Origin of the sequence: Caballeronia sp. LZ032 (assembly GCF_031451315.1) — a bacterium.
Classification (GTDB): Bacteria; Pseudomonadota; Gammaproteobacteria; order Burkholderiales; family Burkholderiaceae; genus Caballeronia.
This window is the reverse complement of the sequence record NZ_JARUXP010000013.1, coordinates 1-22,306: the sequence shown is the minus strand read 5'-3', so window position 1 is coordinate 22,306 and position 22,306 is coordinate 1. Positions and strand designations below refer to the sequence as shown.

Below are 22,306 nucleotides of genomic sequence, written 5' to 3'. Positions count from 1 at the left end.
GCGGGCATGAAGGACAGCAAGGTGATCGTCGCGATCAACAAGGACGCGGAAGCGCCGATCTTCAGCGTGGCCGATTACGGTCTCGTCGGCGATCTGTTCACGGTCGTGCCGGAGCTGGTCGCAGCACTCGACCACTGACTCCTGCAGCAATGGTCGCGACTTGATGTCCCTCCGGCATGAAGTCTTGATTATTTCTCACGCTACACGCGTTTCTTTCCTCGCCAGAATACTTTCAACACGACGCCGCCGGAGCCGGCCAGGGCCTGCCGGCGCCGGCTGCGCACGCTCGTTCGCGCGAAGCCACCCTCACTTACATACCGAGCAGATGGTATCTGCACGACGCCAGAACGGAGACCGGCCATGACGACGACCGTCGCGAAAAGGCGCACGCAGGCCGACCGCACCGCGCTCGCGCGGGCTGCGCTGGTGCGCTCGGCCATCGCGATCCTGAGCGACCTCGGCTTTGCCCGCGCGACAACCTCGGCCATCGCCGAGCATGCGGGCGTGACCACCGGCGCGCTGCATCACCACTTCCCCACCAAGGAGAGCCTGCTGTTCGCGGTGCTCGACGAACTCACCGAAGAAGCGCTCGCGCTGTTTCGCCAGTTGCGCGATCCGGCGAGCCGTGGCGACGGCGCGGCACGCGGCATCGTCACGTCGCTGTGGGCGCTGTACGGCAACCGGCGCTACTGGGCGGTCTGGGAAATCAACATCGGATTGCGGCCGGATCAGGCGCTGCATGAGGCGCTCATCGAGCACCGGACGCGCACGCGCGAACGCATGTACCGCGTCGTCGAGGCGAACCCGTCGCTCAGGGCCGACACGAAGCGCGCACTGATCGAACTGCTGCCGTTCCTGCTCTCGTCGATGCGCGGCATCTTCCTCGACACGTTCTTCGCCGGCCATGAAGCCGAATGGCTGCATCGCCAGCTCGAGCGGCTGATCCATGCGCTCGATCAGGAGATGAAGGCGCTGTCCGCCTAGCCGAACCGCAACATCCCGCGCAACGCCCTTATTTGAATCGCATCACCCCGATCAGGCACCTGGGAGCTCGCATGAATCACCCTAGTCGCGCTACGGCGCATCCGGCGGCAGGCGCCGCGAGAACCGGTTCGAAGAGCCTCGTCCTCGAAGGCGTCAGCAAGCGCTACGGCGGCGTTCAGGCACTCGACACGCTGACGCTCGCCGTGGAACCGGGCGAACTGGTTTCGCTGCTCGGGCCGTCGGGGTGCGGCAAGACGACCACGCTGCGGCTGATCGCGGGCTTCGAGTTTCCCGATACGGGCAGCGTGCGCATCGACGGCGCCGACGTCTCCGCATTGCCGCCGAACAAGCGCGGTCTCGGCATGGTGTTCCAGAACTACAGCCTGTTCCCGCACATGACGGTGGGCGAGAACATCGGCTTCGGGCTGCGCATGGCGGGCGCGAAGAAGGCGCAGATCGCGGCGCAGGTGACGCGCATGCTCGATCTGATTCGCCTGCCGCAGTATGGCGATCGCCGCATCAGCCAATTGTCGGGCGGCCAGCAGCAGCGCGTCGCGCTGGCGCGCGCCATCGTCAATGATCCCTCGGTGCTGCTGCTCGACGAACCGCTCGGCGCGCTCGACAAGAACCTCCGCGAAGGCATGCAGTTCGAGATCCGCCGCATGCAGCAGGAACTCGGCATCACGAGCGTGATGGTCACGCACGATCAGGAAGAAGCGATGACGATGAGCGACCGCGTCGTCGTCATGAGTCACGGGCGCATCCTGCAAAGCGGCGCGCCGCGTGAAGTCTACGACCGGCCGCGCAACCGCTTCGTCGCGGAATTCCTGGGCACGGCGAACGTGTTCGCGTGCCGCGTCAGCGCGCGCAGCGTGCAGTCGATGACCGTGGCCACGCTGCCCGAATCCGGCAACGCTCCGGTCGAGATGACGCTGGACCTGCCGCGCGCGTTGCAGGGCGACTTGCCCGGCACGCTGGAAGTGGCGCTGCGGCCGGAGAAGATCACTATCGATGCGCCCAAGGAAGGCCATATTCGCCTGCGCGGACAGATCGTGCAGCACGTGTTTCGCGGCTCGCAACATTCCTATGAGATCGACGTGCCGGGCCTCGGCCCGCGCATCTACGCCTACGAACAAGCGTTCTCCACCGATCACGCGGGCCATGCGCGCGGCCAGGCGGTGACGGTGTCCTTCGCCCTGCACGACGTGGTCGTGCTCGAACCGGACGGCGTGCCCGCCGCCGCGCCGGATGCGAGCATCGCGCCGGTCACGCAGACCGGGCCGCTGGCGAGCGAAGGAGCGCGCTGATGTCCACGCCCGCCGCCACCGCATCCGCCGCCGCGCCGCAAGGACAGCGGCGCGCCCAAGAGGCCGCGCTGCGCATCGCGCTGCTGTGCGCGCCCGCTCTCGTGCTGCTGATCGTGTTCTTCGCGTTTCCGCTGATCGGCAACGCGCTGCGCAGCCTCGGACTCGACGCGCAGGCTGCGCCGTCGCAGACAAGTCCGTGGTCGAACTACGAGAAGCTGTTCGTCGATCCGTACTACCGCGGCGTGATCGTCGAGACCATCAAGGTGAGCTTCATCGCGACGCTGCTGTGTCTCGCGCTCGGCTATCCGATCGCGCACTTCATGGTGCGCCGCGCGGGACGCCTCGCGATGCCGATGCTGTTCCTGCTGATCGCGCCGCTGCTCACGTCGATCATCATGCGCACGTTCGGCTGGCGCGTGCTGTTAGCGCGACACGGTCCGTTCAATGACCTGCTGATGTGGCTGCATCTGATCGAACGGCCGCTGCGCGTGCTGGGCGGACCGCTTGGCGTATATATCGGCATCGTGCACGTGATGGTGCCGTTCATGGTGCTTTCCATCGTGCCGGTGCTGCGCGGCGTGGACCGGCGTCTCGAAGAGTCGGCGCGCATTCTCGGCGCGGGCGCGGCGCGCACGTTCCTGCTCGTCACCTTGCCGCTCGCGATGGAAGGCATTCTCACGGGCTGTGTGCTGGTCTTCATGCTCACGAGCGGCAGCTTCGTGACGCAGTTGCTGCTCGGCGACGGCAGCGTGGTCACGCTTCCGCTGCTGATCTTCCAGCAGTTCTCGCTCACCCAGGATCTCGGCTTCGCCAGCGCGATGGGCAACCTGCTGCTCGTCATCGTGCTTGCGTGCCTGTATGTCCAGTTGCGCGTCGCCGGACGCAACGGAGACGCACGATGATGCGCGCCGGAACCCTCGACAGAATGGCCGCGCGCGCCGGCGCCGGTTCGCTCGTCGTCTTTACTGTGCTGTTCTTCATCGCGCTCATCGCGCCGATCGTGGTGGTGGTGCTGGTGTCGTTCTCGCCGGACGAATCGCTTGCCGTGCCGCTCGGCGGCTTGTCGCTGCGCTGGTATCACCGCTTGTGGGAATACCGCCCGTTCGTCGATTCGCTGTTGACGAGTCTCTACCTCGCGCTCAGCTCGTCGTTCATCGCGATCCTGATCGCCGTGCCTGCGGCGATCGGCGTGGGCCGCAGCAGCGGCCGCGTGGCGACAGCCTTGACCACCTTCCTGCTCGCGCCCATCGCCATTCCCGCGCTGGTGATCGGGCTGTCGCTGCTGTACTTCCTGTCGAACATCGGCATTGGAGTGTCGTTCCTCGCGCTGCTGATCGCGCATACGGTCGTGTCCGTACCCTACGTGATGCGCACCACGCTCGCCACCTACAAGAACACGCACGCGTCCTATCTGGAAGCGGCCTCGGTGCTCGGCGCGGATCGCTGGCAGACCTTCCGCCACGTGACCTTGCCGCTGATCGCACCGGGCATCTTCGCGGGCGCGCTGTTCTCCATTCTCGTGTCGCTCGACAACCTCGGTGTGTCGTATTTCTTCGGCACGGCCAACGTCACGACGCTGCCGGTCGTGATGCTGTCGTACCTGCAAAACCAGTTCGATCCCGCCATCGCCGCGATCAGCACGGTGCAGATGGCGATCACCATTGTCCTGCTGTTGATCGTCGAAAAAACCTACGGCCTGCGCGCGTTGACGACGCAATGAAGCCAGCGCCACACCACCTCACCTGCTACGGAGCCTGAATGAACGTCTCACATGCTGTGCGCGCCACTGGGCTGGCGATCTCGCTTTCCGCCGCCGCGCTGACCGCGCACGCCGCCGACCTGACCGTCACCGCTTACGGCGGTGCATGGGAACAGGCTTATCGCAAGTGCTTCGTGCAGCCCTTCGAGAAGCAGACCGGCAAGTCGGTCGACGTGATTCTCGGCAGCCCGATGCAGTGGATCAACCAGATTGCGGCGAACACGGCGCATCCGCCCATCGACGTGATGATCGGCCTCGTGGACAGCGGCGAGATCGCCCGCCAGAAAGGCCTGGTGGAGCCGATCGACGAAAGGAACGTGCCGAACCTGAAAGACATCAAGCCGAACATGCTCGCGTACGGCAAGGGCTACGGCTTCCCCATCGCGTTCGGCGACTTCGGCCTGATGTACAGCAAGAAGGCCGTGCCGAATCCGCCGAAGACGTGGAAGGAATTCGTCGACGGCACCAACGCCGGCAAGTGGCACGCGGCGCTGCCCGGCATCGCCTATGTGGGCACGGCGCAGGGCTTGATCGGCTTGTTCGCGATGGTGTACGGCGGCAGTCTCGACAACGTGCAGCCGGGTCTCGACGAGATCAAGAAGATGCAGAAGAGCGGCAACGTGACCTTCTACAGCGAACCGAATTCGCCGCTGGTGGCGCTCAAGTCGGGCGATATCGACATGGCCATGTACTTCGACGGCCGCGCCTGGGCCGAGCATGACGCGAGCAATCCGGACATCGGCTATCTGAATCCGAAGCCGGGCGCGGTCGCGTTCCCGACCATGGTGCAGAAGGTCAAGAACGGTTCGCCGCTCGGCTTCCAGTTCATGAACGTGGTGGCGTCGGCGGAAGGGCAGAGCTGCTTCGCCAACCTGATCCAGTATTCGGCCTCGAACAAGAACGTCAAGTACTCGGAGAAAGTGGCGCCGCGCGTGCCGCAGGACAACGACTCGATGTGGCTGCCGTTCGACGTGATCTCGCAGAAGACGCCGCAATGGGTCGAGATGTGGAACAAGCAGATCGGTCGCTGACCGCAACAGAGGATTGAGTTCATGAGCCTGAGAATTGGAGTCGATATCGGCGGTTCCTTCACCGATTTCGCGGTGCTGGACGACGACACGCGCAGTATCCGCACGCTGAAGGTGTTCTCGCGTCCCGACAGTCCCGGCAGCGAAGTGCTGGCGGGCATGGCCGGGTTGATCGAGCGCTATGGCATCGAGGCGCGCGATGTCGCGTACTTCACGCACGGCACGACGGTCGGCGTCAACGCGGTGGTGCAGCGGCGCGGCCTGCGTCTCGCCCTCATCACCACGGAGAAGTTCGAGGACGTGCTGGACATTGCGCGCCTGAAGATCCCCGACATGTATCACCTGCTGTCGCGCCGGCCGGATCCGCTGATTCCGCGCGACCGCGTGTTCGGCGTGAAGGGCCGGCTTGCGGCGGACGGCAGGGAGGAAGCGCCGATCGACAAAGCCAGCGTGCTTGCTGCCATCGAAGGCATTCGCCGCTCGGATTGCGAAGGTGTCGTGGTGTCGCTGCTGCATTCGTATCGCAATCCGCAGCATGAAAAGGACGTGAAGGCGCTGATCGCGAAGCACTATCCAGAGCTGTTCGTGTCGTGCTCGCATGAAGTGTGGCCGATCATCCGCGAATACGAGCGCACCTCCACCGCGATCATCAGCGGCTATGTGCAGCCGAAGGTCGCGGACTATCTGACGCGCCTGCAAGCTGCGCTCGCTGAAGCCGGCGTGCCCGCCGAGCTGAAGGTGACCAAGTCGAACGGCGGCGTGATGAGCGCCGAGAACGGCAAAAGCAACTGCGCGCAGATGATCCTGTCGGGCACGGCGTCGGGCGTGATCGGTGCGGCGTATATCGCGAACCAGTGCGGCATTCGCAACTGCATGAGCCTCGATATCGGCGGCACGACGGCGGACGTCGCGCTGATCGTCGACGGCAAGCCGCAGTACGCGACCGGCGAATACATCGGCGAATTCCAGATTCATATTCCGTCGGTGTCGGTGTCGTCGATTGGTGACGGCGGCGGGTCCATCGCGTGGGTGGACGATTTCGGCGTGTTGAAGGTCGGCCCGCACAGCGCAGGTTCGAATCCGGGTCCGGTCTGCTACGGACGCGGCGGCGAACAGCCGACCATCACCGACGCCTTCGCCGTGATGGGCGTGCTCGGGCAATCGGACCTCGGGTACAACTCGGTGTCGCTGGATCGCGAGGCCGCGCGCCGCGCAATCGGCACGCTCGCCGGGCGGCTCGGCAAGAGCGTCGAGCAGACGGCGGAAGCCATCATCCGCGTGTCCACGTCGAGCATGTATGCGGGCACGAGCCGGCTCGTGTCGCGCTTCGGCATCGACCCGCGCACCTTCACGCTACTGCCGTTCGGCGGCGCCGGCCCGATGCTCGCGTGCTATCTGGCGCGCGCGCTGAACATGCCGGATGTCACCGTGCCGGTCACGCCGGGCGTGCTGAGCGCGCTGGGCGGACTGATCGCGGACATCAAGAACGACTTCGTCAAGACGACCTACTACGAGCTGAACGAGGCGACGCTCGCGCTCCTCGCGAACGATGCCCGCGAACTGGAGAAGCAGGCGCGCGACTGGATGACGGCGCAGATCGGTCACTCGGAGGGCGTGTCGATCGTCATGACGGCGGACATGCGCTATCGCGGGCAATCGTTCGAGATCGAGACGGCGCTCGATGCCGCCACGATCGCGTCCGGCGATCTCGCCGCAGTGCGCGAAGCGTTCCATCGCGAACATCGTCGCCTGTATGGCCACAGCGACGATCACGCGGGCATTCAGCTGGTGGCGCTGCGGCTGGTGATTTCATCGCCGACGCCGAAGCCCGAGCTCGAACGCATCGCGACGAGCGATGCGGCGCCGGTGCCGGTGCGCGAGATCGACGTGTGGATGGACGACGAAGCGCGCCGCATTCCGCTGTATCGCCGTGCCGATCTCCGCGCGGGCCAGGCGTTCGAAGGCCCGGCAGTGGTCTCGCAAGACGATGCAACCACCTGCGTGCTGCCGGGCTTCTCGGTCACCGTCGATCCGTTCGGCAATCTGGTTCTGACGAATCGCGCAACTCAACATTGAAGACCGATCATGAAATTCGATAAATCGGAACTGCAGATCTTCGCGAACTACTGCGTCGCGGCGGCCGAGAGCATGGCTTATACGCTGGTGCGTACCGCGCACTCGACCTTCGTGAAGGAAACCGAGGACTTCTCGTGCGCACTGGCGAGCGTGGACGGCCTGACCTTCGCGTCGCCGCGCACCTTTGGCGCGACGTGGTATGTCGGTCTGGATTACGGTCCGGTGATCCGTTCGTTCACGGACTACAAGCCCGGCGACGTGTGCATGACCAACGATCCGTACAGCGGTTACGTGGCGACGCACACGCCGGACGTGGTGATGTGGAAGCCGGTGTTCTACGAAGGCGAGATCATCTGCTTCGTGTCGGGGCACATTCATAACACCGACATGGGCGGCGCCGTGCCGGCATCGCTGTCGCGCACGCTGACGGAGATTCATCAGGAAGGCATCCGCTTTCCGCCGACGCGCGTCGTGGACGGCGGCGTGGTCAACGAGACGCTGCTGTCGTGGATGATGGCAAACGTGCGCGCGCCGGATCAGAACATCGGCGACTTGAAGGCGCAGATCGCGTGTCTGACGACGGGCGAGCGGCGCGTGCTGGAGATCGTCGAGCGCTTTGGCGTCGAGGCGTTCAAGGCGGGCATTGGCCAGTTGCTCGATTACTCGGAGAGCCAGGCGCGCGCGGTGGCGCGCACGATTCCGGATGGCAAGTACTTCTTCGCCGATTACGTCGATGAAGACGCCGTCGGCGGCAAGCCGATGCGCATTACACTGACGCTGACCGTCGATGACGGCCTGCTCGGCTTCGACTTTTCCGGCAGCGATCCGCAACTGACGTCGTCGATGAACGTGCCGACCGGGAATCATCCGCGCCACGCGTTGTTGCTGGTCGCGCTCAATTACGTGCTGTATTCGCTGAACCCGGACATCCTGCTCAACGCGGGGATGTTGCGTATCGCGACCTGCGAGATGCCGCTCGGCAGCGTGCTGAATCCGGTGCCGCCCGCCGCGGTGGGCATGCGTACGCTGACGTGCGTGGTCGTGCAGGCGGCAGTGTTCGGCGCGTTCGCGCAGGCGCTGCCGGAGCGCATGCCGGCGTGTCCGGCGTCGAGCGTGTGTCTGCTCAACGTCAAGACCACCGACACGGCGGGCCGCACCATCATGGCTTCGCTGGGTCCGGTGATGGGCGGTGCGGGCGGTGCATCGGCCGGCGACGGCTCGGATGCGTCAGGCGCGAACATGGCGTTCCTGCGCAACACGCCGGTGGAGATCAACGAAGCCGAAGTGCCGATCCGTATTCTCGAATACGGCCTCGTCGGCGACAGCGGCGGGGCGGGTCAGTATCGCGGCGGGTTGGCCATCGCGATGGAGTTCAAGGTCTTCGCACCGAACACGCTGATCACGGCGCGCAATCGCGACCGCACGCTGTTTGGCTCGTGGGGCATCAAGGGCGGCATGGCGGGGCGCACGTCGGTGTTCAAGCGCAATCCGGGCACGGCGCGCGAGCAAGTGCTCGGCAATACGGACCTGGTGGCCTGCGAGCCGGGCGATGTGATCCGGCTCGAAGGCAATGGCGGCGGCGGTTACGGCGCGCCGACGCTGCGTGCGGCCGAAGCAGTGGAACGCGATGTCCGGCGTGGTCATGTGTCGGCGCAGCAGGCTCGTGAGTTGTATGGCGTGGTGATCGCGAATGGCGCGCTGGATGTGCAGGCTACCGCTGCGCTGCGTGCCGGGATGGGCACGGAGCGGAAGCTCGACGATGGCTTCTTCGACTACGGTCCGAACCGTCGCGCGCATGAAGCCGTGTGGACGCGCGAGCGCTATGCGGTGCTGTGCGAATACCTGGAGTCGGTGTCGATCGGCTGGCGCTTCTTTTTGAAGCATCAGATGTTCGAGCGTCTGGCGGCGCGCGGGGAGGTCGCGGCGGGCGTGGAGATCGTGCATGCGGTGTTCGCGGAACTCGTGGCGGAGTTTCCGGCGCTGGAGGCGGGGGAGAAGCGGGCGGCTTGAGCGCCGCGTCTTGCACCAGCAGTAAAAGCAACGGGCCCGGTTCGATGAACCGGGCCCGTTTTATTTGGAGCGTGTCAGATTGATGCGCTTACGGCAACCACCCTTTCGGCAACCCCGCCAGCGCCTCCTTCATCCGCGCCACCGTCGCCGCCGCCGGTTCCACGAGCGGCAACCTCACCGGCCCCAAGCCATCGCCGAGCAGTTCAAACGCCTTCTTCGCCGGACCCGGATTGGGCTCGCTGAAGATCGCATCGAGCATCGGTGCAAGCATTGCATGTTCACGCAGCGCGGTTGCCGCATCACCATTTGCGGCACTCGCATGAATCCGCGCCCACGCCTTCGGCAACAAACTCGCCGACGTCAGAATGCCGCCCACCGCGCCCAGCAGCACGTGATGCACATACAGCAGGTCGTCGCCGCTGAGGATCGCCATGTCCTTGCCCGCCAGCGCAACCGTCCGCGCGAACGCATTGAGATCCGTGTTGCACGCCTTCATGCCGATGATCGTGCCATCTTCCTTCGCCATCGAGGCGATGGTGGCGGGCGGCGTTGCATAACGCGTGCGCGCCGGGATGTCGTACAGCAGCAGCGGCACGCCCGCCGCATCGCGATAGCGCTGGAAATATGCTCTCACGCCAGCGTCGCTCGGCGTGACGTAGAACGGCGTAACCAGCAGCAGCGCCGCCGCGCCTGCATCGACGAAAGCCTGGCCCGCATCGAGCGCTTCCGCATAGCCCGGCGACACCACGCCCGCGACCACCGGCACGCGGCCACGCGCCGCTTCCACGGTCGCGCGCACGACCAGCGTGCGTTCAGCCGGCGAGAGCGCCGTATATTCGCCGGTGCCGCCCACCGGCACGAGGCCGGTCGCGCCATCGGCGATCAGCGTATCGACCAGTGCATGCAGACGTTCCGTATCGATTGCGCCATCCGCCGTGAACGGCGTCGGGAAAGCGGGGTACATGCCCTTGAGGGCGGAGACTTCGAGTGTCATCGGTGAGAGTCCTGTGAAAGCCTTGAACAGCAGCGCGCGTCAGAGCAGCTTGCCGGGATTCATCCGGCCATCCGGATCGAGCGCGCGCTTCACGGCGCGCATCATGTCGAGTTCAACCGCGCTCTTGTAGTGCGAGAGTTCATCGCGATGCGCGCGGCCGATGCCATGCTCCGCGCTGATGCTGCCGCCGAACTCCACGGCGGCGTCGTTGACGATCTTGCCGATCGCATCGACGCGAGCGTCGCGGTCCTCGACCTTCGCCCATACCGAATGCGGGAACAGCACGATCGAGTGAATGTTGCCGTCGCCCACGTGCCCGACATAGAGAAAGCGCGCGCCTTCCACCAGTCCCGCTTCGTTCAGCCTGACTTCGGTCTGCGCGAGGCACGCGGGAATCTGCGAGATGGGCAACGAAATATCGTGCGTGACGCTCGTACCGAAGCGCACGTTGGCCTCGGACACGATATGCCGGATATGCCACAACGCCGCGGCCTGCGCTTCGCTCGCGGGCAGCGCGGCATCCAGCGCGATGCCTTCCTCGAGCGCCGCGCCGATCACGTCTTCGAGCATCGCCTGCAACGGCGCGTCGTGCGCGGCATCGGCGAGTTCGATCATCAGCACCCACGGCGACCGGCCGTCGAGCGGATCGCGCGTGTCGGGCACTTCCTGATAGACCACGTCGAGCTGGCTGCGCGACATCAGTTCAAACGAAGTCAGCGCGTCGCCGCAGGTGGCGCGGCAACGCGACAGCAGTTCGATGGCGGCATCGGCGGAATCGAGCGCGACCCATGCCGTGGCATGCGAACGCAGCGCGGGGAACAGCTTGAGCACGGCAGCGGTCACCACGCCGAGCGTGCCTTCTGCGCCGATGAACATCTGCTTCATGTCGTAGCCGGTGTTGTCCTTGCGCAGGCCGCGCAGGCCGTCCCAGACGCGGCCGTCCGGCAGCACCGCTTCGAGGCCGAGCACCAGCGCGCGCATGTTGCCGTAGCGCAGCACGGCGGTGCCGCCCGCGTTGGTCGAGATATTGCCGCCGATCTGGCACGAGCCTTCGCTCGCGAGCGACAGCGGAAACAGCCGGTCCACCGACGCCGCCGTTTCCTGGATCTGTTGCAGCGTGCAGCCGGCTTCGACGGTGAGCGTGTCGTTGCGCGTGTCGATCTCGCGGATCTTGCTCATGCGCGCGAGGCTGATGATGATGCTGTCGCCCGCTTCGGACGGCGTCGCGCCGCCCACGAGGCCGGTGTTGCCGCCTTGCGGCACCACGCTCACGCCAAGCTCCGCGCACAGTTGCATCACCTGCGTGACCTGCGCGGTGTCCGCGGGCTTGACCACGGCGCGCGCCTTCCCGTGATAGCGGCCGCGCCAGTCGGTGAGCATCGGTTCGGCGTCGGCGAGGTCCACGAGGCCCTTCGGCCCCACGATATGCAGCAGCGATTCGATCAGATTCATGATTGGACCAGCTTGGGTATGACAGTGACGTTGGGTTTGCCGGTCGCAGCCGCAGTGCCGGGCCGCGCGCCCGAGATGCGCTCGGGCAGCGTGTCGATGCCGGGGCTGCCGAGCAGCGTCATGGTCGTCACGATTTCATCGAACAGCAGCGACAGCACGTGCGCGACGCCCGCATCGCCGCGTGCCGCGAGGCCATACAGCGGCGCGCGGCCGAGCAGCACGCCGCGCGCGCCGAGCGCCACGGCCTTGACCACGTCGGCGCCACGCCGCACGCCCGAATCGAGGTAGACATGCAGCGCATCGCCGACCGCATCGGCCACGGCGGGCAGCACGTCGAGCGGCGCATGCGCGCCTTCCAGCTGGCGGCCGCCGTGATTCGACAGCACGATGCCGTCCGCGCCGTGCTGCTGCGCGAGACGCGCGTCATCGACGGTCAGGATGCCCTTGACGAGCAGCGGCCCGTTCCAGTGCTTGCGCAGCCACGCGATGTCCGACCACGCCAGCGACAGATCCATCTGGCGCGCCAGCGCGGCCGCCTGACGTTGCAAATCGGGCGCTTCGCCGAGACTGCGGGCCAGGTTGACGAGTTGCGGCGTGCCCTGGCGCGCCATCTGCAACGCCCAGTGCGGATGCCGCAGCAGATCGAGGATCAGCTTCGGCGTGATCGGCAGCGGCAGGCGGTAGTTGTTGTGAATATCGTGATCGCGGCGGCCATGCACGGGCGTGTCCACCGTGACGAGCAGCGTCGTGTAGCCCGCTTCCGACGCGCGCCGCATGATGCTCTCGGCGATCCGGCGATCCTTCTGCACGTACAGCTGCATCCACAGCTCGCCGTCCGGCGCGGCGGCGCGCACGTCTTCGAGCAACGACGTGGACGCGCTCGACAGCGCGAACGGCACGCCGCGCGCGGCAGCAGCGCGGGCCAGCGTTTCATCGGCCTTGGGCCAGAACAGGCCGTTCAGTCCGGTCGGCCCGACGACCATCGGCGCGGCGGACGCGTAGCCGAACAACTGCGCGGCCGGCGAGACGTGCGAGACATCGACCATCGCGCGCGGGGCGAAATGCACATCGGCGAACGCGGCGCGGTTGCGCGCCAGCGTATGGCCGTCTTCGGCGCCGCCGTCGAGATAGTCGAAGGCGATCTTCGCCAGCCGCCGTCGCGCGGCCTCACGGTAATCGGCGACGTTGGCGAAGCCCTGCGTTGAAGAATAGAAAAGACTCATTGCATCGTGATGGTTCGACGAGGGTTAGCGCAGCACCCAGTCGTTGAAACGCTCGATCGCGACATCCTGATGCGCCGGCCAGTACGACGGGTCGATACGCACGCCGCGCTTCAGATTGTCCGGGAAGGTCGGCAGGTTCTTCGCGCGCTTCGCATCAATGTACTGGAACGCGTCCGGATGCGTCGGCCCGACCGCCAGCGCGCTCGCGACTTCCGCCTGGCGCTTCGGGTCCGCGCAGAACGCGACGAACTGGCGGCAGGCATCGACATTGTCGCCGCCCTTCATGATGCCGAACCCTTGCGGACCGTAGATGTGACCGTCCCAGGCAATCGCGAGCGGCGCGCCCGCATCGATGGCGGGCAGCACGCGCGCCAGCCAGCTCGACGCCATCGCCACTTCGCCCGACTTGAGCAACTGCTCGCACTGCGCGCCCGTGGTCCACCAGATGTCGATGTTCGGCTTCACGCGGTCGAGGCTCTTGAACGCCTTGTCCAGATCGCACGGATAGACGCTGCTCGGCGGCGTGCCGGCGGCCATCAGCGCTTCTTCGATGGTGTCGAACGGGAACTTGCGCAGCGCGCGGCGGCCTGGGAACGCCTTGGCATCCCACAGGTCGGCCCAGGATGCGGGCGTCTTGCCGCCCTTGAAGGCGTCCGAGCGATAGGTCATCACCGTCGTGTAGACGTTGTGGCCGATCGCATACTGGTCGCGGAACTGCGCGGGAATCTTCGCGACGGCTGCGTTGCCGTCGAGATTGACAGGCTCCAGATAGACCTTGTCCTTGCGCGACAGAAGGTACACGGCCGGGAAGCTCAACTCGGCCATGTCCCAGGTCTTCGCGCCCGTCTCGACGATGCTCTTGATCTGCGCGGTCGGTTCAGCGCCCGAGGCCACGCCCACCACTTCGATGCCCGTCGCCTGCTGGAACGGCTTGTACAGCGTGCGGGTGTAGATGTCGGTGTAGACCCCGCCCGAGTCGCGCACCACGAGGCGCTTCGAAGCGGCTTTCGCCGAGGTCCAGATGGCAGGCATCGCAAGTCCGGCCGCGCCGGCTACGCCGAGTCGGATGAAGTCGCGGCGCGAAGCGGTGGAAGGTTTCTTTTGGTCGTTTGCCATGTGGGTCCCCGAGGTGCGAAAACGGGCGCCGCGCGCACAGGCAATGCACGCGCGGCGCCCCGAGAGTGATGGTCTGGCGGCTCGCCGCGCCTAATCAACGCATTCGACGCATTCGACGCGCCTCGCCAGCGTGTACTCATGATCGATCAGACGTAACGCTTAGCCAAACGAGATAAAAGCACCACATGATGCGAAATGCTCAAGACCTTGCGGGCTTGCAGTCGTCGTCGGCGGTGTATTCGCTGGCCTGCTTCAGCAGCCATTCGCGGAACTTCTCCAGCGGCTTGCCATGGCTGAGTTCGGTCGGATAGACGAGGTAGTAGGCGGAGTCGGCCTTGATGCTCGCCTCGAAGGGCACGATCAGCCCGAACTGTTCGAGCTGCCCGCTCACCAGGAACTTCGGCACCAGCGCGACGCCCAGGCCCGCTGCGGCCGCGCTGATCGCCATGGTGTGCAGCTCGTAGCGCATGCCGTGCATGGTGCTCGCGTCCTCCACGCCGAGGCTCGCGAACCAGCGGGTCCAGTCGTCCGGCCGCGTGGTGGAGTGCAGCAGCGGATACGCAAGCAGTTCATGCACGTGCCCGATGGGCCGCTCCAGCAGCGATGCGTTGCACACCGGCACCACTTCCTCGCCGAACAGATAGTCCGCCGTGGTGCCGGGCCAGGTGGGCTTGCCATAGTGAATGGCGGCTTCGAAGTGCGACTCGGCAAAGGAGAACGCATCCGTGCGCACGCCCATGTTGACGCGCACGTCCGGCGTGCATGCGTAGAAATCGCCGATGCGCGGAATCAGCCACTGCGACGCGAACGTGGGCAGCACGGCCAGCTCCAGATAACCGCCGCCGCTGCCGTGCGCGATGATGGAGAGCGTGTCGCGGTCCAGCTGTTCGAGCGAGCGCCGCACCTGCGTGCCGTAGATGCGGCCCGCGCGCGTCAGCACCACGCGCTGCTTGGCGCGCACGAACAGGCGCACGCCGAGATTGGATTCGAGCGTGGCGATCTGACGGGAGATCGCGCTCTCCGTGAGGAACAGTTCCTTGGCCGCGTGCGTGAAGCTTTCATGGCGCGCGGCGGCTTCGAAGGCGAGCAGCGCGCCCATGTTGGGGATCTTGAACTTGCGCATGGTGATTCCAAACACTCATCAAGTCACAATTTAATCTCGCTTTACGCGCGGCACAACGATTAAAAATAATGCGGCCTTGCCGTTGCGGCTCCGCCACCGTGCGTGAAGGCCCGCGGCCAACGTCCAACCGCGATACCAGGCGACCATGCGAAATCCGAATATCGAAAGCCTGCTCGAGCGTCTGCTCGGCTCCGAGAAGACGGGCTTGCTCTTCAAGACCCTGAACGCCCCCTCGATCCTGAACGACTGGGAACCCGGCACCGTCACGCGCGCCGAACTGGCCCAGGCGATGAACATGGCGCTCTTCGAAGGCCTGCTCGCGCGTTCGCCGAACGGCCGTACTTATACCGATGAAACCATCGCCAACGGCGGCTCCGTGTATTTCGACCACGGCGCGCTGCGCACCGTGCGCTGGCCGCAGAACGGCGGCTTGCCGCCGGGCGAAGCCGCGTTCACCCGCATTCTCCGGCCGCTCGGCTTCCGGCTGAACGGGCGCTATCCGCTCGACAAGCTCGGCATGACCGGCCGTTCCTATGCCCATGAAGACGCGCCCGACGAGATCGCGCAGTTCTTCGTGAGCGAACTGCATCCCGAGCGTTTCTCGGAGACCTTCCAGCAGGCCGTGACGAATGTGGTGGGCGCATCGCGCGATCCGCTCACGCCGCTGGCGGTGGCGCAACTGTCGGAACTGGAGCGCGACGGCTCGCTGCCCATTGACGCGGCGCACCAGCTGCTGCCGGTGATCGTCGGCGCATTCGAGCGTCAGCACGACCTGCCCATGCTGGCCGACTATGAACTGCTGCTGGCAGAATCGGCGGAAATGGCGTGGATCGCCACCGAGGGCAACGGCTTCAATCACGCGACCGACCGCGTCGCCGACGTGTTCCAGCTCTCCGACGACGAAAAGGCCAAGGGCCGTCCGATGAAGCCCGAAGTCGAACGCTCGCGTTCCGGACGCGTGTTCCAGACGGCGTATCGCGCGGACACGGTCGAGCGCATGTTCCGCACCGCCAATGGCGACACGGTCACGCGCAAGGTGCCGGGCTCGTTCTACGAATTCATCACGCGCAAGCGCGAGTTCGACCGTGCGGCCCGCGCCTGGGTCACCGACCTGCGCTTCGATGCCGGCAATGCGCAAGGCATCTTCAAGATGACGGCCAGCGCGGCGAAGTAAGGTGAGCGCGCAGCCGTATGCGGCGGATGCCGCCCAGTTGCAGTCGCTGCAACGCGGCCTCGCGGCCGCGTTGCGCGGCGAAGTGCGCTTCGATGCCGGCGCGAAGGCGCTCTATGCGTCGGATGCGTCCAATTACCGGCAGGTGCCGCTGGGCGTCGTGGTGCCGCGCGATGTCGATGACCTCGCGCACGCGCTCGAACTGTGCCGTCAGCATGACGTGCCGTTCCTGACGCGCGGCGGCGGCACGTCGCAGAACGGACAGTGCGTGAACGTCGCGGTGGTGGCCGACGCGAGCAAGTACGTGAACCGGGTCGTGTCGATCGATCCCGAGGCGCGCACGGCGATCGTCGAGCCGGGCGTGATCTGCGACACGCTGCGCGATGCGGCGGGCGCGCATGGCCTGACGTTCGGTCCGGACCCGGCGACGCACAGCCGCTGCACGCTCGGCGGCATGATCGCCAACAACTCGTGCGGCGCGCATTCGGTGATGGCGGGCAAGACCGCCGAGAACGTCGAAGCGCTGGAAGTGCTCACGTATGACGGCGCGCGCTTCTGGACCGGTCCGACGTCGCCCGATGAACTCGACCGCATCATCGCGGATGGCGGGCGGCAGGGCGAGATCTATCGGCAGTTGCGCGATCTGCGCGACCGCTATGCCGACGCAATTCGCCGCGAGTTTCCGCAGATCCGCCGCCGCGTGTCCGGCTTCAATCTCGATCAACTGCTGCCGGAGAACGGCTTCAACGTCGCGCGGGCGCTGGTGGGCACGGAAGGCACGTGCGCGGTGACGCTGCGCGCGAAGGTGCGGCTCGTGCACAGTCCGGCGAGCCGCGTGATCCTCGTGCTCGGCTTCGCGGATATCTTCGTCGCGGCGGATGGCGTCGCGCATTTCGAGCGCTTTGGTCCCATCGCTATCGAAGGGCTGGATCGCGGCATCATTCGCGGCCTGCAGGCGCGTGGCCTCAAGACCGATGAAATCGCGCTGCTGCCGGAAGGCGACGCGTGGGTCGTGCTCGAATTCGGCGCCGATACGCCCGCCGAAGCTCGCGCGCAGGCCGAAGAAGCGCGCGCGTTCTTCCTGTCCGGCGCGGGTGGCGAGGGTGTGACCGGTTTCGTCGTCGAGGAGAAGGCGAAGCAGGCGCTGATCTGGTCGATCCGCGAGACGGGTGCGTCGGCGGTGGCGTTGTCGGTGGATCCGTCGAAGCCGGACCCGATCATCGGCTGGGAGGATGCGGCGGTGGATCCGCTGCGCCTCGGCGATTATCTGCGGCGCTTCCAGGCGCTTGTGGACCGTCATGGCTACGAGACCTGCCTGTACGGCCATTTCGGCGATGGCTGCGTGCACGCGCGCATCACCTTCGATCTGCGCAGCGCGGAAGGCGTGCTGGTATGGCGGCGTTTCCTGCGCGAGGCGGCGGAACTGGTCGTGGAATTCGGCGGCTCGCTGTCGGGCGAACATGGCGACGGCCAGGCCAAGGCCGAGTTCCTGCCGATCATGTACAGCCCCGACATCATCTCGGCGATGGAGCAGTTCAAGGCCATCTGGGACCCGGCGCAGCGCCTGAATCCGGGCAAGGTCGTGAACGCCTATCGCGCCGACGAAAACCTGCGCATGGGCCCCGCGTACAAGCCCGTGCAGTTGCAGACGAAGCTCACCTTCCGCAGTCCCGAAGGCGACGGCATGCAGCGCGCGGTGGAGCGGTGCATCGGCATGGGCAAGTGCCGCTCGCTCGATGGCGGCACGATGTGCCCGAGCTTTCGCGGCAGCCGCGAGGAACGCCAGTCGACGCGCGGTCGTGCGCATCTGCTGTGGGAGATGCTGCAGGGCGACGTCATCAAGGACGGCTGGGACAGCGTCGAAGTCAAGGAAGCGCTGGACACGTGTCTTGCGTGCAAGGGCTGCCGCAGCGACTGTCCGACGCATACCGACATGGCCTCGTACAAGGCCGAATTCCTGTCGCATCACTATGCCCGCAGGCGGCGTCCGCGTCAGGCGTGGTTCATGGGGCGCATCGGGCAGTGGGCGCCGTTTGCCGCGCGCGCGCCGTGGCTCGCCAATCTCGCGACTTCGTTCCGGCCGCTTGCGCCGGTGAGCAAATGGATCGCCGGCGTGGCGAAGGATCGCGCGTTGCCGGTGTTCGCGCCGCGCACCTTCCGTGCGACGGCGGCGGCGCAAGGCCATCGCAATGCCGCGAAGCCGACGCGCAAGGTGCTCTTCTGGGTCGATACCTTCAACGACCACTTCACGCCGGATGTGGCGCACGCCGCAAGCGACGTGCTGGCCGCGCTGGGCTATGAGGTCGTGCTGCCGAAGAAGCGTCTGTGCTGCGGCGGTCCGCTGTACGACTACGGCTTGCTCGACGAAGCGCGCGCGATGCTGCGCGAAGTGCTCGACACCTTCGCCGACGAGATCCGCGCGGGCACGCCCTTGGTTGGTCTGGAGCCGGGCTGCCTGTCGGTGTTCCGTGACGAACTGGTCAAGCAGCTTCCCGATGATCCGCTCGCGCATCAATTGGCGCGCCAGACCTTCATGTTCTCGGACTTCGTCGCCGATGCCGACTTCGACTGGCCGACACTCGACGCCGACGTGCTGCTGCACGGCCATTGTCACCAGAAGGCGCTGTTCGGCATGAAGAAGGAAACCGCGCTGCTCGGTCGACTCGGCGTGCGCTGGAAGCTGCTCGATACCGGCTGCTGCGGCATGGCCGGTTCGTTCGGCTTCAACGCGGACCATTACGAGCTTTCGATGAAGATCGGCGAAGACAAGCTGTTGCCGCTCGTGCGCGCGGCGCAGCAGGACACGCTGATCGTCACCAACGGCTTCAGTTGCCGCGAGCAGATCGCGCACGGCGCGCAACGGCACACGCTGCATGTCGCGCAACTGCTGCAACGCGCGCTGCAACACGGCACGCGCAAGCCTGCGCCACAGCGCGAACTCACTTCGCTTGATGCGTGAAGCGCATCAAGTCCTGCAATTAACTCGCTTGAGCCCGGTTGCGCGCACTCGCACAATCGGGCCAGTTCCACTGGAGATCCATCCTTGAAAGCTTCCACCATTCTTTCCGATCTGGGCATCGCGCGTCTGGCCGAAGAAGGCGATATCGTCGTGCGCTCGCCGATCGACGGCGCCGTTGTCGGCCATGTGCAGAGCCACACGCAAGCGCAAGCCGATGCGGCGCTCGCCGCCGCGAAGACCGCCAGCGAAGCCTGGCGCAACGTGCCCGCGCCGCGCCGCGGCGAACTCGTGCGCCTGCTCGGCAACAAGCTGCGCGAGAAGAAGGAAGCGCTCGGACGCATCATCACCCTGGAGACCGGCAAGATTCTTCAGGAAGGCATGGGCGAAGTGCAGGAAATGATCGACATCTGCGACTTCGCGGTCGGTCTCTCGCGGCAGCTGTACGGTCTGACCATCGCGTCGGAGCGTCCCGGCCATCGCATGGCGGAATCGTGGCATCCGCTCGGCGTCTGCACCGTGATCTCGGCGTTCAACTTCCCGGCGGCCGTGTGGTCGTGGAACGCGGCGCTCGCGCTCGTGTGCGGCAATGCCGTGATCTGGAAGCCGTCGGAGAAGACGCCGCTGACCGCGCTTGCCGTGGACCGCATTCTCGAAGACGCGCTCGCCGAATTCGGCGATGCACCCAAGGGCCTCACCTGCGTCATCAACGGCGGCCGCGAGATCGGTGCGCAACTCGTCGCGGACCCGCGCTCGTCGGTCGTCAGCGCGACGGGCAGCACGGAGATGGGCCGCACGGTTGGCATCGAAGTGGCGAAGCGCTTCGGCCGCTCGATCCTCGAACTCGGCGGCAACAACGCGGGCATCGTGACCGGCACCGCCGACAGCGAACTCGCGCTGCGCGGCATCCTGTTCTCGGCGGTCGGCACAGCGGGCCAGCGCTGCACGACGCTGCGCCGCCTGTTCGTGCACGAAAGCGTGTATGAGCAGACCGTCGCGCGTCTGAAAACGCTTTACAGCAAGGTCGCCATCGGCGATCCGCTCACGGCCGGCACGCTGATGGGTCCGCTGATCGACGCGCAATCGTTCGAGCGCATGCAGGCCGCGCTTGCACAGGCGAAGGACGAAGGCGGCACGGTGACGGGCGGCGAGCGTCATGTCGTGGCGGGCCGCGAGAACGGTTACTACGTGCGTCCGGCCATCGTCGAGATGCCGTCGCAGACCGCGGTGATGCTGAGGGAAACCTTCGCGCCGATTCTCTACGTGATGAAGTACCGCGAATTCAGCGAGGCGATCGAAGCGAACAATGCGGCGTCGCATGGCCTGTCGTCGTGCGTGTTCACGACCGACCTGCGCGAGGCCGAGCGCTTCCTCTCGGATTCGGGCAGCGATTGCGGCATTGCCAACGTGAACATCGGGCCGAGCGGTGCGGAGATCGGCGGCGCGTTCGGCGGCGAGAAGGAAACCGGCGGCGGCCGCGAGTCCGGCTCCGACGCATGGAAGGGCTACATGCGCCGCGCCACCAACACGGTCAACTATTCGTCCGCGTTGCCGCTGGCTCAGGGCATCGACTTTTCGATCGAGTAAGGCGCGCGTTCCGGAGCCATCATGATGTACGACTTCACTGAGCCGTTCCGGAACCCCGGCGGCTCGCCGATCCGCGAGTTGTTCAAGTATCTCGGCGAGCCGGGGATGATCTCGCTCGCGGGCGGCTATCCGGCGAGCGATCTGTTCGATACCGACGGCTTGCAGCGCGCCGCCGCACAAGCGTGGACGCAGCCCGCACGCTGCCTGCAATACGGTCCCACCGATGGCCTGCCCGAGCTCAAGGACGCACTCGCGCAGCTCATGCAGCAACGCGGCGTGACGGTGCCTGCGGATCAATTGATGGTCACGACCGGCTCGCAACAGGGCTTCGATCTGTTGCTGCGCGTGCTGGTCGCCCCCGGCGATGCCGTGCTCACCGAGCAGCCCGCGTATCCCGCGACGTTGCAGGCGCTGAAGATGCAGCAGGCGCGCATCGTGACGGTGCCGGTGGATGCGCAAGGGCTGGATGTCGCACGGCTCGCGGCGATGCTCGAAAGCGGCGAGGCGGGACGGCCGAAGCTGCTCTACACCGTGCCGACGTTCGCCAATCCGACAGGCGCGACGCTGTCGCTCGAACGTCGCAAGGCGCTTGTCGAACTGGCGGTGAAGCATGGCTTCATCATCGTTGAAGATGAACCTTATGCCGACCTGCGTTTTGCCGGCGAGGCCTTGCCTTCGCTGCTGAAGGTGGCGCAGGACATCGACGGCGGACGTGAGCGCGTCGTGTACTTCGGCAGTCTGTCGAAGGTGGTGGCGCCGGGGATACGGATTGGCTGGACCGTCGCGCCAGCGGACATCGTGCGGCGCTGCACCGTCGCCAAGCAGACTGCCGATCTGTGCAGCGCGCCGTGGATGCAGGCGATCGCCGCCGCGTATCTCGCCCAGGGCGCGCTGACGGAACACTTGCCGCGCATCGCGGAGCAGTATCGGCGCAAGTGCGAGGCCCTGTGCGATGCACTCGATGCACAGCTCGCGGGCGCGCTGCAATTCCAGCGGCCTGAAGGCGGGATGTTCGTCTGGGCGCGCATGGACGGTGTCGATTCATCGGAACTGCTGAAGCATGCGATCGCGCAGAAGGTGCTGTTCGTGCCAGGCAAGGCCTTCTATGCCGATCACATCGATGCCGCTGCTTTCCGTCTGTCGTTCGCCGCGCCGGGTATCGGCGAGATAGGTGAAGCGGCGGCGCGGCTTGCGCGTGCGCGCGAGGCGTTGCCGGGCTGAAGCTGACACTATTCGCAAATGAAAGCGCCGGGTATTGTTCCCGGCGCTTTCGCTCGTCCATGTTTCAGCATGAGGCTTTGTGCTGGCGCCGCTCGTGAATATGGCGCCTGATTTGACAGCGCGACTGCGTGAGGAACTCGTCCGGCAACTGGACATCTTCGAGACGGCGCGCTGAGTTTTTGTTCAAGGAAGTGACCTGTATGGCAACCATCAATCTCCAGATCAGCGGTCTGTGCAAGCGTTATGGCGACTTCGTCGCGCTCGCGCCGACCGATCTTGACGTCGCACAGGGCGAGTTC

16 protein-coding genes and 1 pseudogene are annotated in these 22,306 nt (G+C 65.9%); 12 read left to right on the top strand and 5 right to left on the bottom strand.

Going from position 1 to position 22,306, the window contains the following annotated elements; genetic code table 11:
- The 8 genes and pseudogenes from QCE69_RS38760 to QCE69_RS38725 form a co-directional block, all read left to right on the top strand.
- Window positions 1-138: pseudogene (locus QCE69_RS38760) on the top strand (electron transfer flavoprotein subunit alpha/FixB family protein); the annotation flags it as partial.
- Window positions 139-360: 222 nt separating this feature from the next.
- Window positions 361-984, top strand: a complete 624-nt coding sequence (locus QCE69_RS38755) for a helix-turn-helix domain-containing protein (RefSeq protein WP_309936070.1) — start codon at window positions 361-363, stop codon at window positions 982-984.
- 71 nt (window positions 985-1,055) lie between these two features.
- Window positions 1,056-2,291, top strand: coding sequence for an ABC transporter ATP-binding protein (locus QCE69_RS38750; RefSeq protein WP_309936069.1), 1,236 nt, complete (start codon window positions 1,056-1,058; stop codon window positions 2,289-2,291).
- On the top strand, window positions 2,291-3,193 hold the full coding sequence (locus tag QCE69_RS38745; RefSeq protein WP_309936067.1) for an ABC transporter permease: 903 nt from the start codon (window positions 2,291-2,293) through the stop codon (window positions 3,191-3,193). Before QCE69_RS38750 ends, QCE69_RS38745 begins: the two co-directional genes overlap by 1 nt.
- The gene (locus QCE69_RS38740; protein WP_309927924.1) at window positions 3,190-4,011 is read left to right on the top strand and encodes an ABC transporter permease; all 822 of its coding nucleotides are present in this window, start codon (window positions 3,190-3,192) and stop codon (window positions 4,009-4,011) included. Before QCE69_RS38745 ends, QCE69_RS38740 begins: the two co-directional genes overlap by 4 nt.
- Window positions 4,012-4,049: 38 nt before the next feature.
- Window positions 4,050-5,081, top strand: a complete 1,032-nt coding sequence (locus tag QCE69_RS38735) for an extracellular solute-binding protein (RefSeq protein ID WP_309927923.1) — start codon at window positions 4,050-4,052, stop codon at window positions 5,079-5,081.
- 21 nt (window positions 5,082-5,102) lie between these two features.
- Complete coding sequence (locus QCE69_RS38730; RefSeq protein ID WP_309927921.1) at window positions 5,103-7,154, top strand: hydantoinase/oxoprolinase family protein; 2,052 nt, start codon at window positions 5,103-5,105, stop codon at window positions 7,152-7,154.
- A 9-nt stretch (window positions 7,155-7,163) separates the two neighbouring features.
- Window positions 7,164-9,164, top strand: coding sequence for a hydantoinase B/oxoprolinase family protein (locus tag QCE69_RS38725; RefSeq protein WP_309936066.1), 2,001 nt, complete (start codon window positions 7,164-7,166; stop codon window positions 9,162-9,164).
- 88 nt (window positions 9,165-9,252) lie between these two features.
- Here the strand turns inward: QCE69_RS38725 and dapA are convergent, their stop codons facing one another.
- From dapA to QCE69_RS38700, 5 genes are all read right to left on the bottom strand, one after another.
- Window positions 9,253-10,158 (bottom strand): 4-hydroxy-tetrahydrodipicolinate synthase, encoded by a 906-nt coding sequence (gene dapA / locus QCE69_RS38720; RefSeq protein WP_309936065.1) that lies wholly within the window; start codon window positions 10,156-10,158, stop codon window positions 9,253-9,255.
- A 39-nt stretch (window positions 10,159-10,197) separates the two neighbouring features.
- Window positions 10,198-11,610, bottom strand: coding sequence for an FAD-binding oxidoreductase (locus tag QCE69_RS38715; protein ID WP_309936064.1), 1,413 nt, complete (start codon window positions 11,608-11,610; stop codon window positions 10,198-10,200).
- Window positions 11,607-12,833, bottom strand: a complete 1,227-nt coding sequence (locus QCE69_RS38710; RefSeq protein ID WP_309936063.1) for an alpha-hydroxy acid oxidase — start codon at window positions 12,831-12,833, stop codon at window positions 11,607-11,609. The genes QCE69_RS38715 and QCE69_RS38710 overlap by 4 nt, the downstream gene beginning before the upstream one ends.
- 24 nt (window positions 12,834-12,857) lie before the next feature.
- Window positions 12,858-13,949 (bottom strand): ABC transporter substrate-binding protein, encoded by a 1,092-nt coding sequence (locus QCE69_RS38705; protein WP_250462503.1) that lies wholly within the window; start codon window positions 13,947-13,949, stop codon window positions 12,858-12,860.
- A gap of 199 nt (window positions 13,950-14,148) precedes the next feature.
- Window positions 14,149-15,072, bottom strand: a complete 924-nt coding sequence (locus tag QCE69_RS38700) for a LysR family transcriptional regulator (RefSeq protein ID WP_309936062.1) — start codon at window positions 15,070-15,072, stop codon at window positions 14,149-14,151.
- A 145-nt stretch (window positions 15,073-15,217) separates the two neighbouring features.
- On the opposite strand from QCE69_RS38700, the gene QCE69_RS38695 reads away from it, so the two are divergent.
- The 4 genes from QCE69_RS38695 (at window position 15,218) to QCE69_RS38680 (ending at window position 22,007) form a co-directional block, all read left to right on the top strand.
- Window positions 15,218-16,246 carry a DUF1338 domain-containing protein gene (locus QCE69_RS38695; protein WP_309936061.1) on the top strand — a complete coding sequence of 343 codons (1,029 nt, stop codon included), beginning with the start codon at window positions 15,218-15,220 and terminating at the stop codon, window positions 16,244-16,246.
- Window position 16,247: 1 nt separating this feature from the next.
- Complete coding sequence (locus QCE69_RS38690) at window positions 16,248-19,202, top strand: FAD-linked oxidase C-terminal domain-containing protein (RefSeq protein WP_309936060.1); 2,955 nt, start codon at window positions 16,248-16,250, stop codon at window positions 19,200-19,202.
- Window positions 19,203-19,286: 84 nt separating this feature from the next.
- Window positions 19,287-20,786, top strand: coding sequence for an aldehyde dehydrogenase family protein (locus QCE69_RS38685; RefSeq protein ID WP_309936059.1), 1,500 nt, complete (start codon window positions 19,287-19,289; stop codon window positions 20,784-20,786).
- A 24-nt stretch (window positions 20,787-20,810) separates the two neighbouring features.
- A complete protein-coding gene (locus QCE69_RS38680; RefSeq protein WP_309927930.1) occupies window positions 20,811-22,007 on the top strand; it encodes a PLP-dependent aminotransferase family protein in 1,197 nt (398 codons plus the stop codon).
- The last annotated feature ends 299 nt before the right edge of the window (window positions 22,008-22,306 follow it).

What these genes read in the sequence shown, in the direction of transcription:
- QCE69_RS38735 (WP_309927923.1), top strand. Translation starts at nt 4,050, where the DNA reads ATGAACGTCTCACATGCTGTGCGCGCCACTGGGCTGGCGATCTCGCTT.
- QCE69_RS38705 (WP_250462503.1), bottom strand. Translation starts at nt 13,949, where the DNA reads ATGGCAAACGACCAAAAGAAACCTTCCACCGCTTCGCGCCGCGACTTC.
- QCE69_RS38700 (WP_309936062.1), bottom strand. Translation starts at nt 15,072, where the DNA reads ATGCGCAAGTTCAAGATCCCCAACATGGGCGCGCTGCTCGCCTTCGAA.
- QCE69_RS38695 (WP_309936061.1), top strand. Translation starts at nt 15,218, where the DNA reads ATGCGAAATCCGAATATCGAAAGCCTGCTCGAGCGTCTGCTCGGCTCC.
- QCE69_RS38745 (WP_309936067.1), top strand. Translation starts at nt 2,291, where the DNA reads ATGTCCACGCCCGCCGCCACCGCATCCGCCGCCGCGCCGCAAGGACAG.
- QCE69_RS38755 (WP_309936070.1), top strand. Translation starts at nt 361, where the DNA reads ATGACGACGACCGTCGCGAAAAGGCGCACGCAGGCCGACCGCACCGCG.
- QCE69_RS38750 (WP_309936069.1), top strand. Translation starts at nt 1,056, where the DNA reads ATGAATCACCCTAGTCGCGCTACGGCGCATCCGGCGGCAGGCGCCGCG.
- QCE69_RS38710 (WP_309936063.1), bottom strand. Translation starts at nt 12,833, where the DNA reads ATGAGTCTTTTCTATTCTTCAACGCAGGGCTTCGCCAACGTCGCCGAT.
- QCE69_RS38730 (WP_309927921.1), top strand. Translation starts at nt 5,103, where the DNA reads ATGAGCCTGAGAATTGGAGTCGATATCGGCGGTTCCTTCACCGATTTC.
- QCE69_RS38680 (WP_309927930.1), top strand. Translation starts at nt 20,811, where the DNA reads ATGTACGACTTCACTGAGCCGTTCCGGAACCCCGGCGGCTCGCCGATC.
- QCE69_RS38725 (WP_309936066.1), top strand. Translation starts at nt 7,164, where the DNA reads ATGAAATTCGATAAATCGGAACTGCAGATCTTCGCGAACTACTGCGTC.
- QCE69_RS38715 (WP_309936064.1), bottom strand. Translation starts at nt 11,610, where the DNA reads ATGAATCTGATCGAATCGCTGCTGCATATCGTGGGGCCGAAGGGCCTC.
- dapA (WP_309936065.1), bottom strand. Translation starts at nt 10,158, where the DNA reads ATGACACTCGAAGTCTCCGCCCTCAAGGGCATGTACCCCGCTTTCCCG.
- QCE69_RS38740 (WP_309927924.1), top strand. Translation starts at nt 3,190, where the DNA reads ATGATGCGCGCCGGAACCCTCGACAGAATGGCCGCGCGCGCCGGCGCC.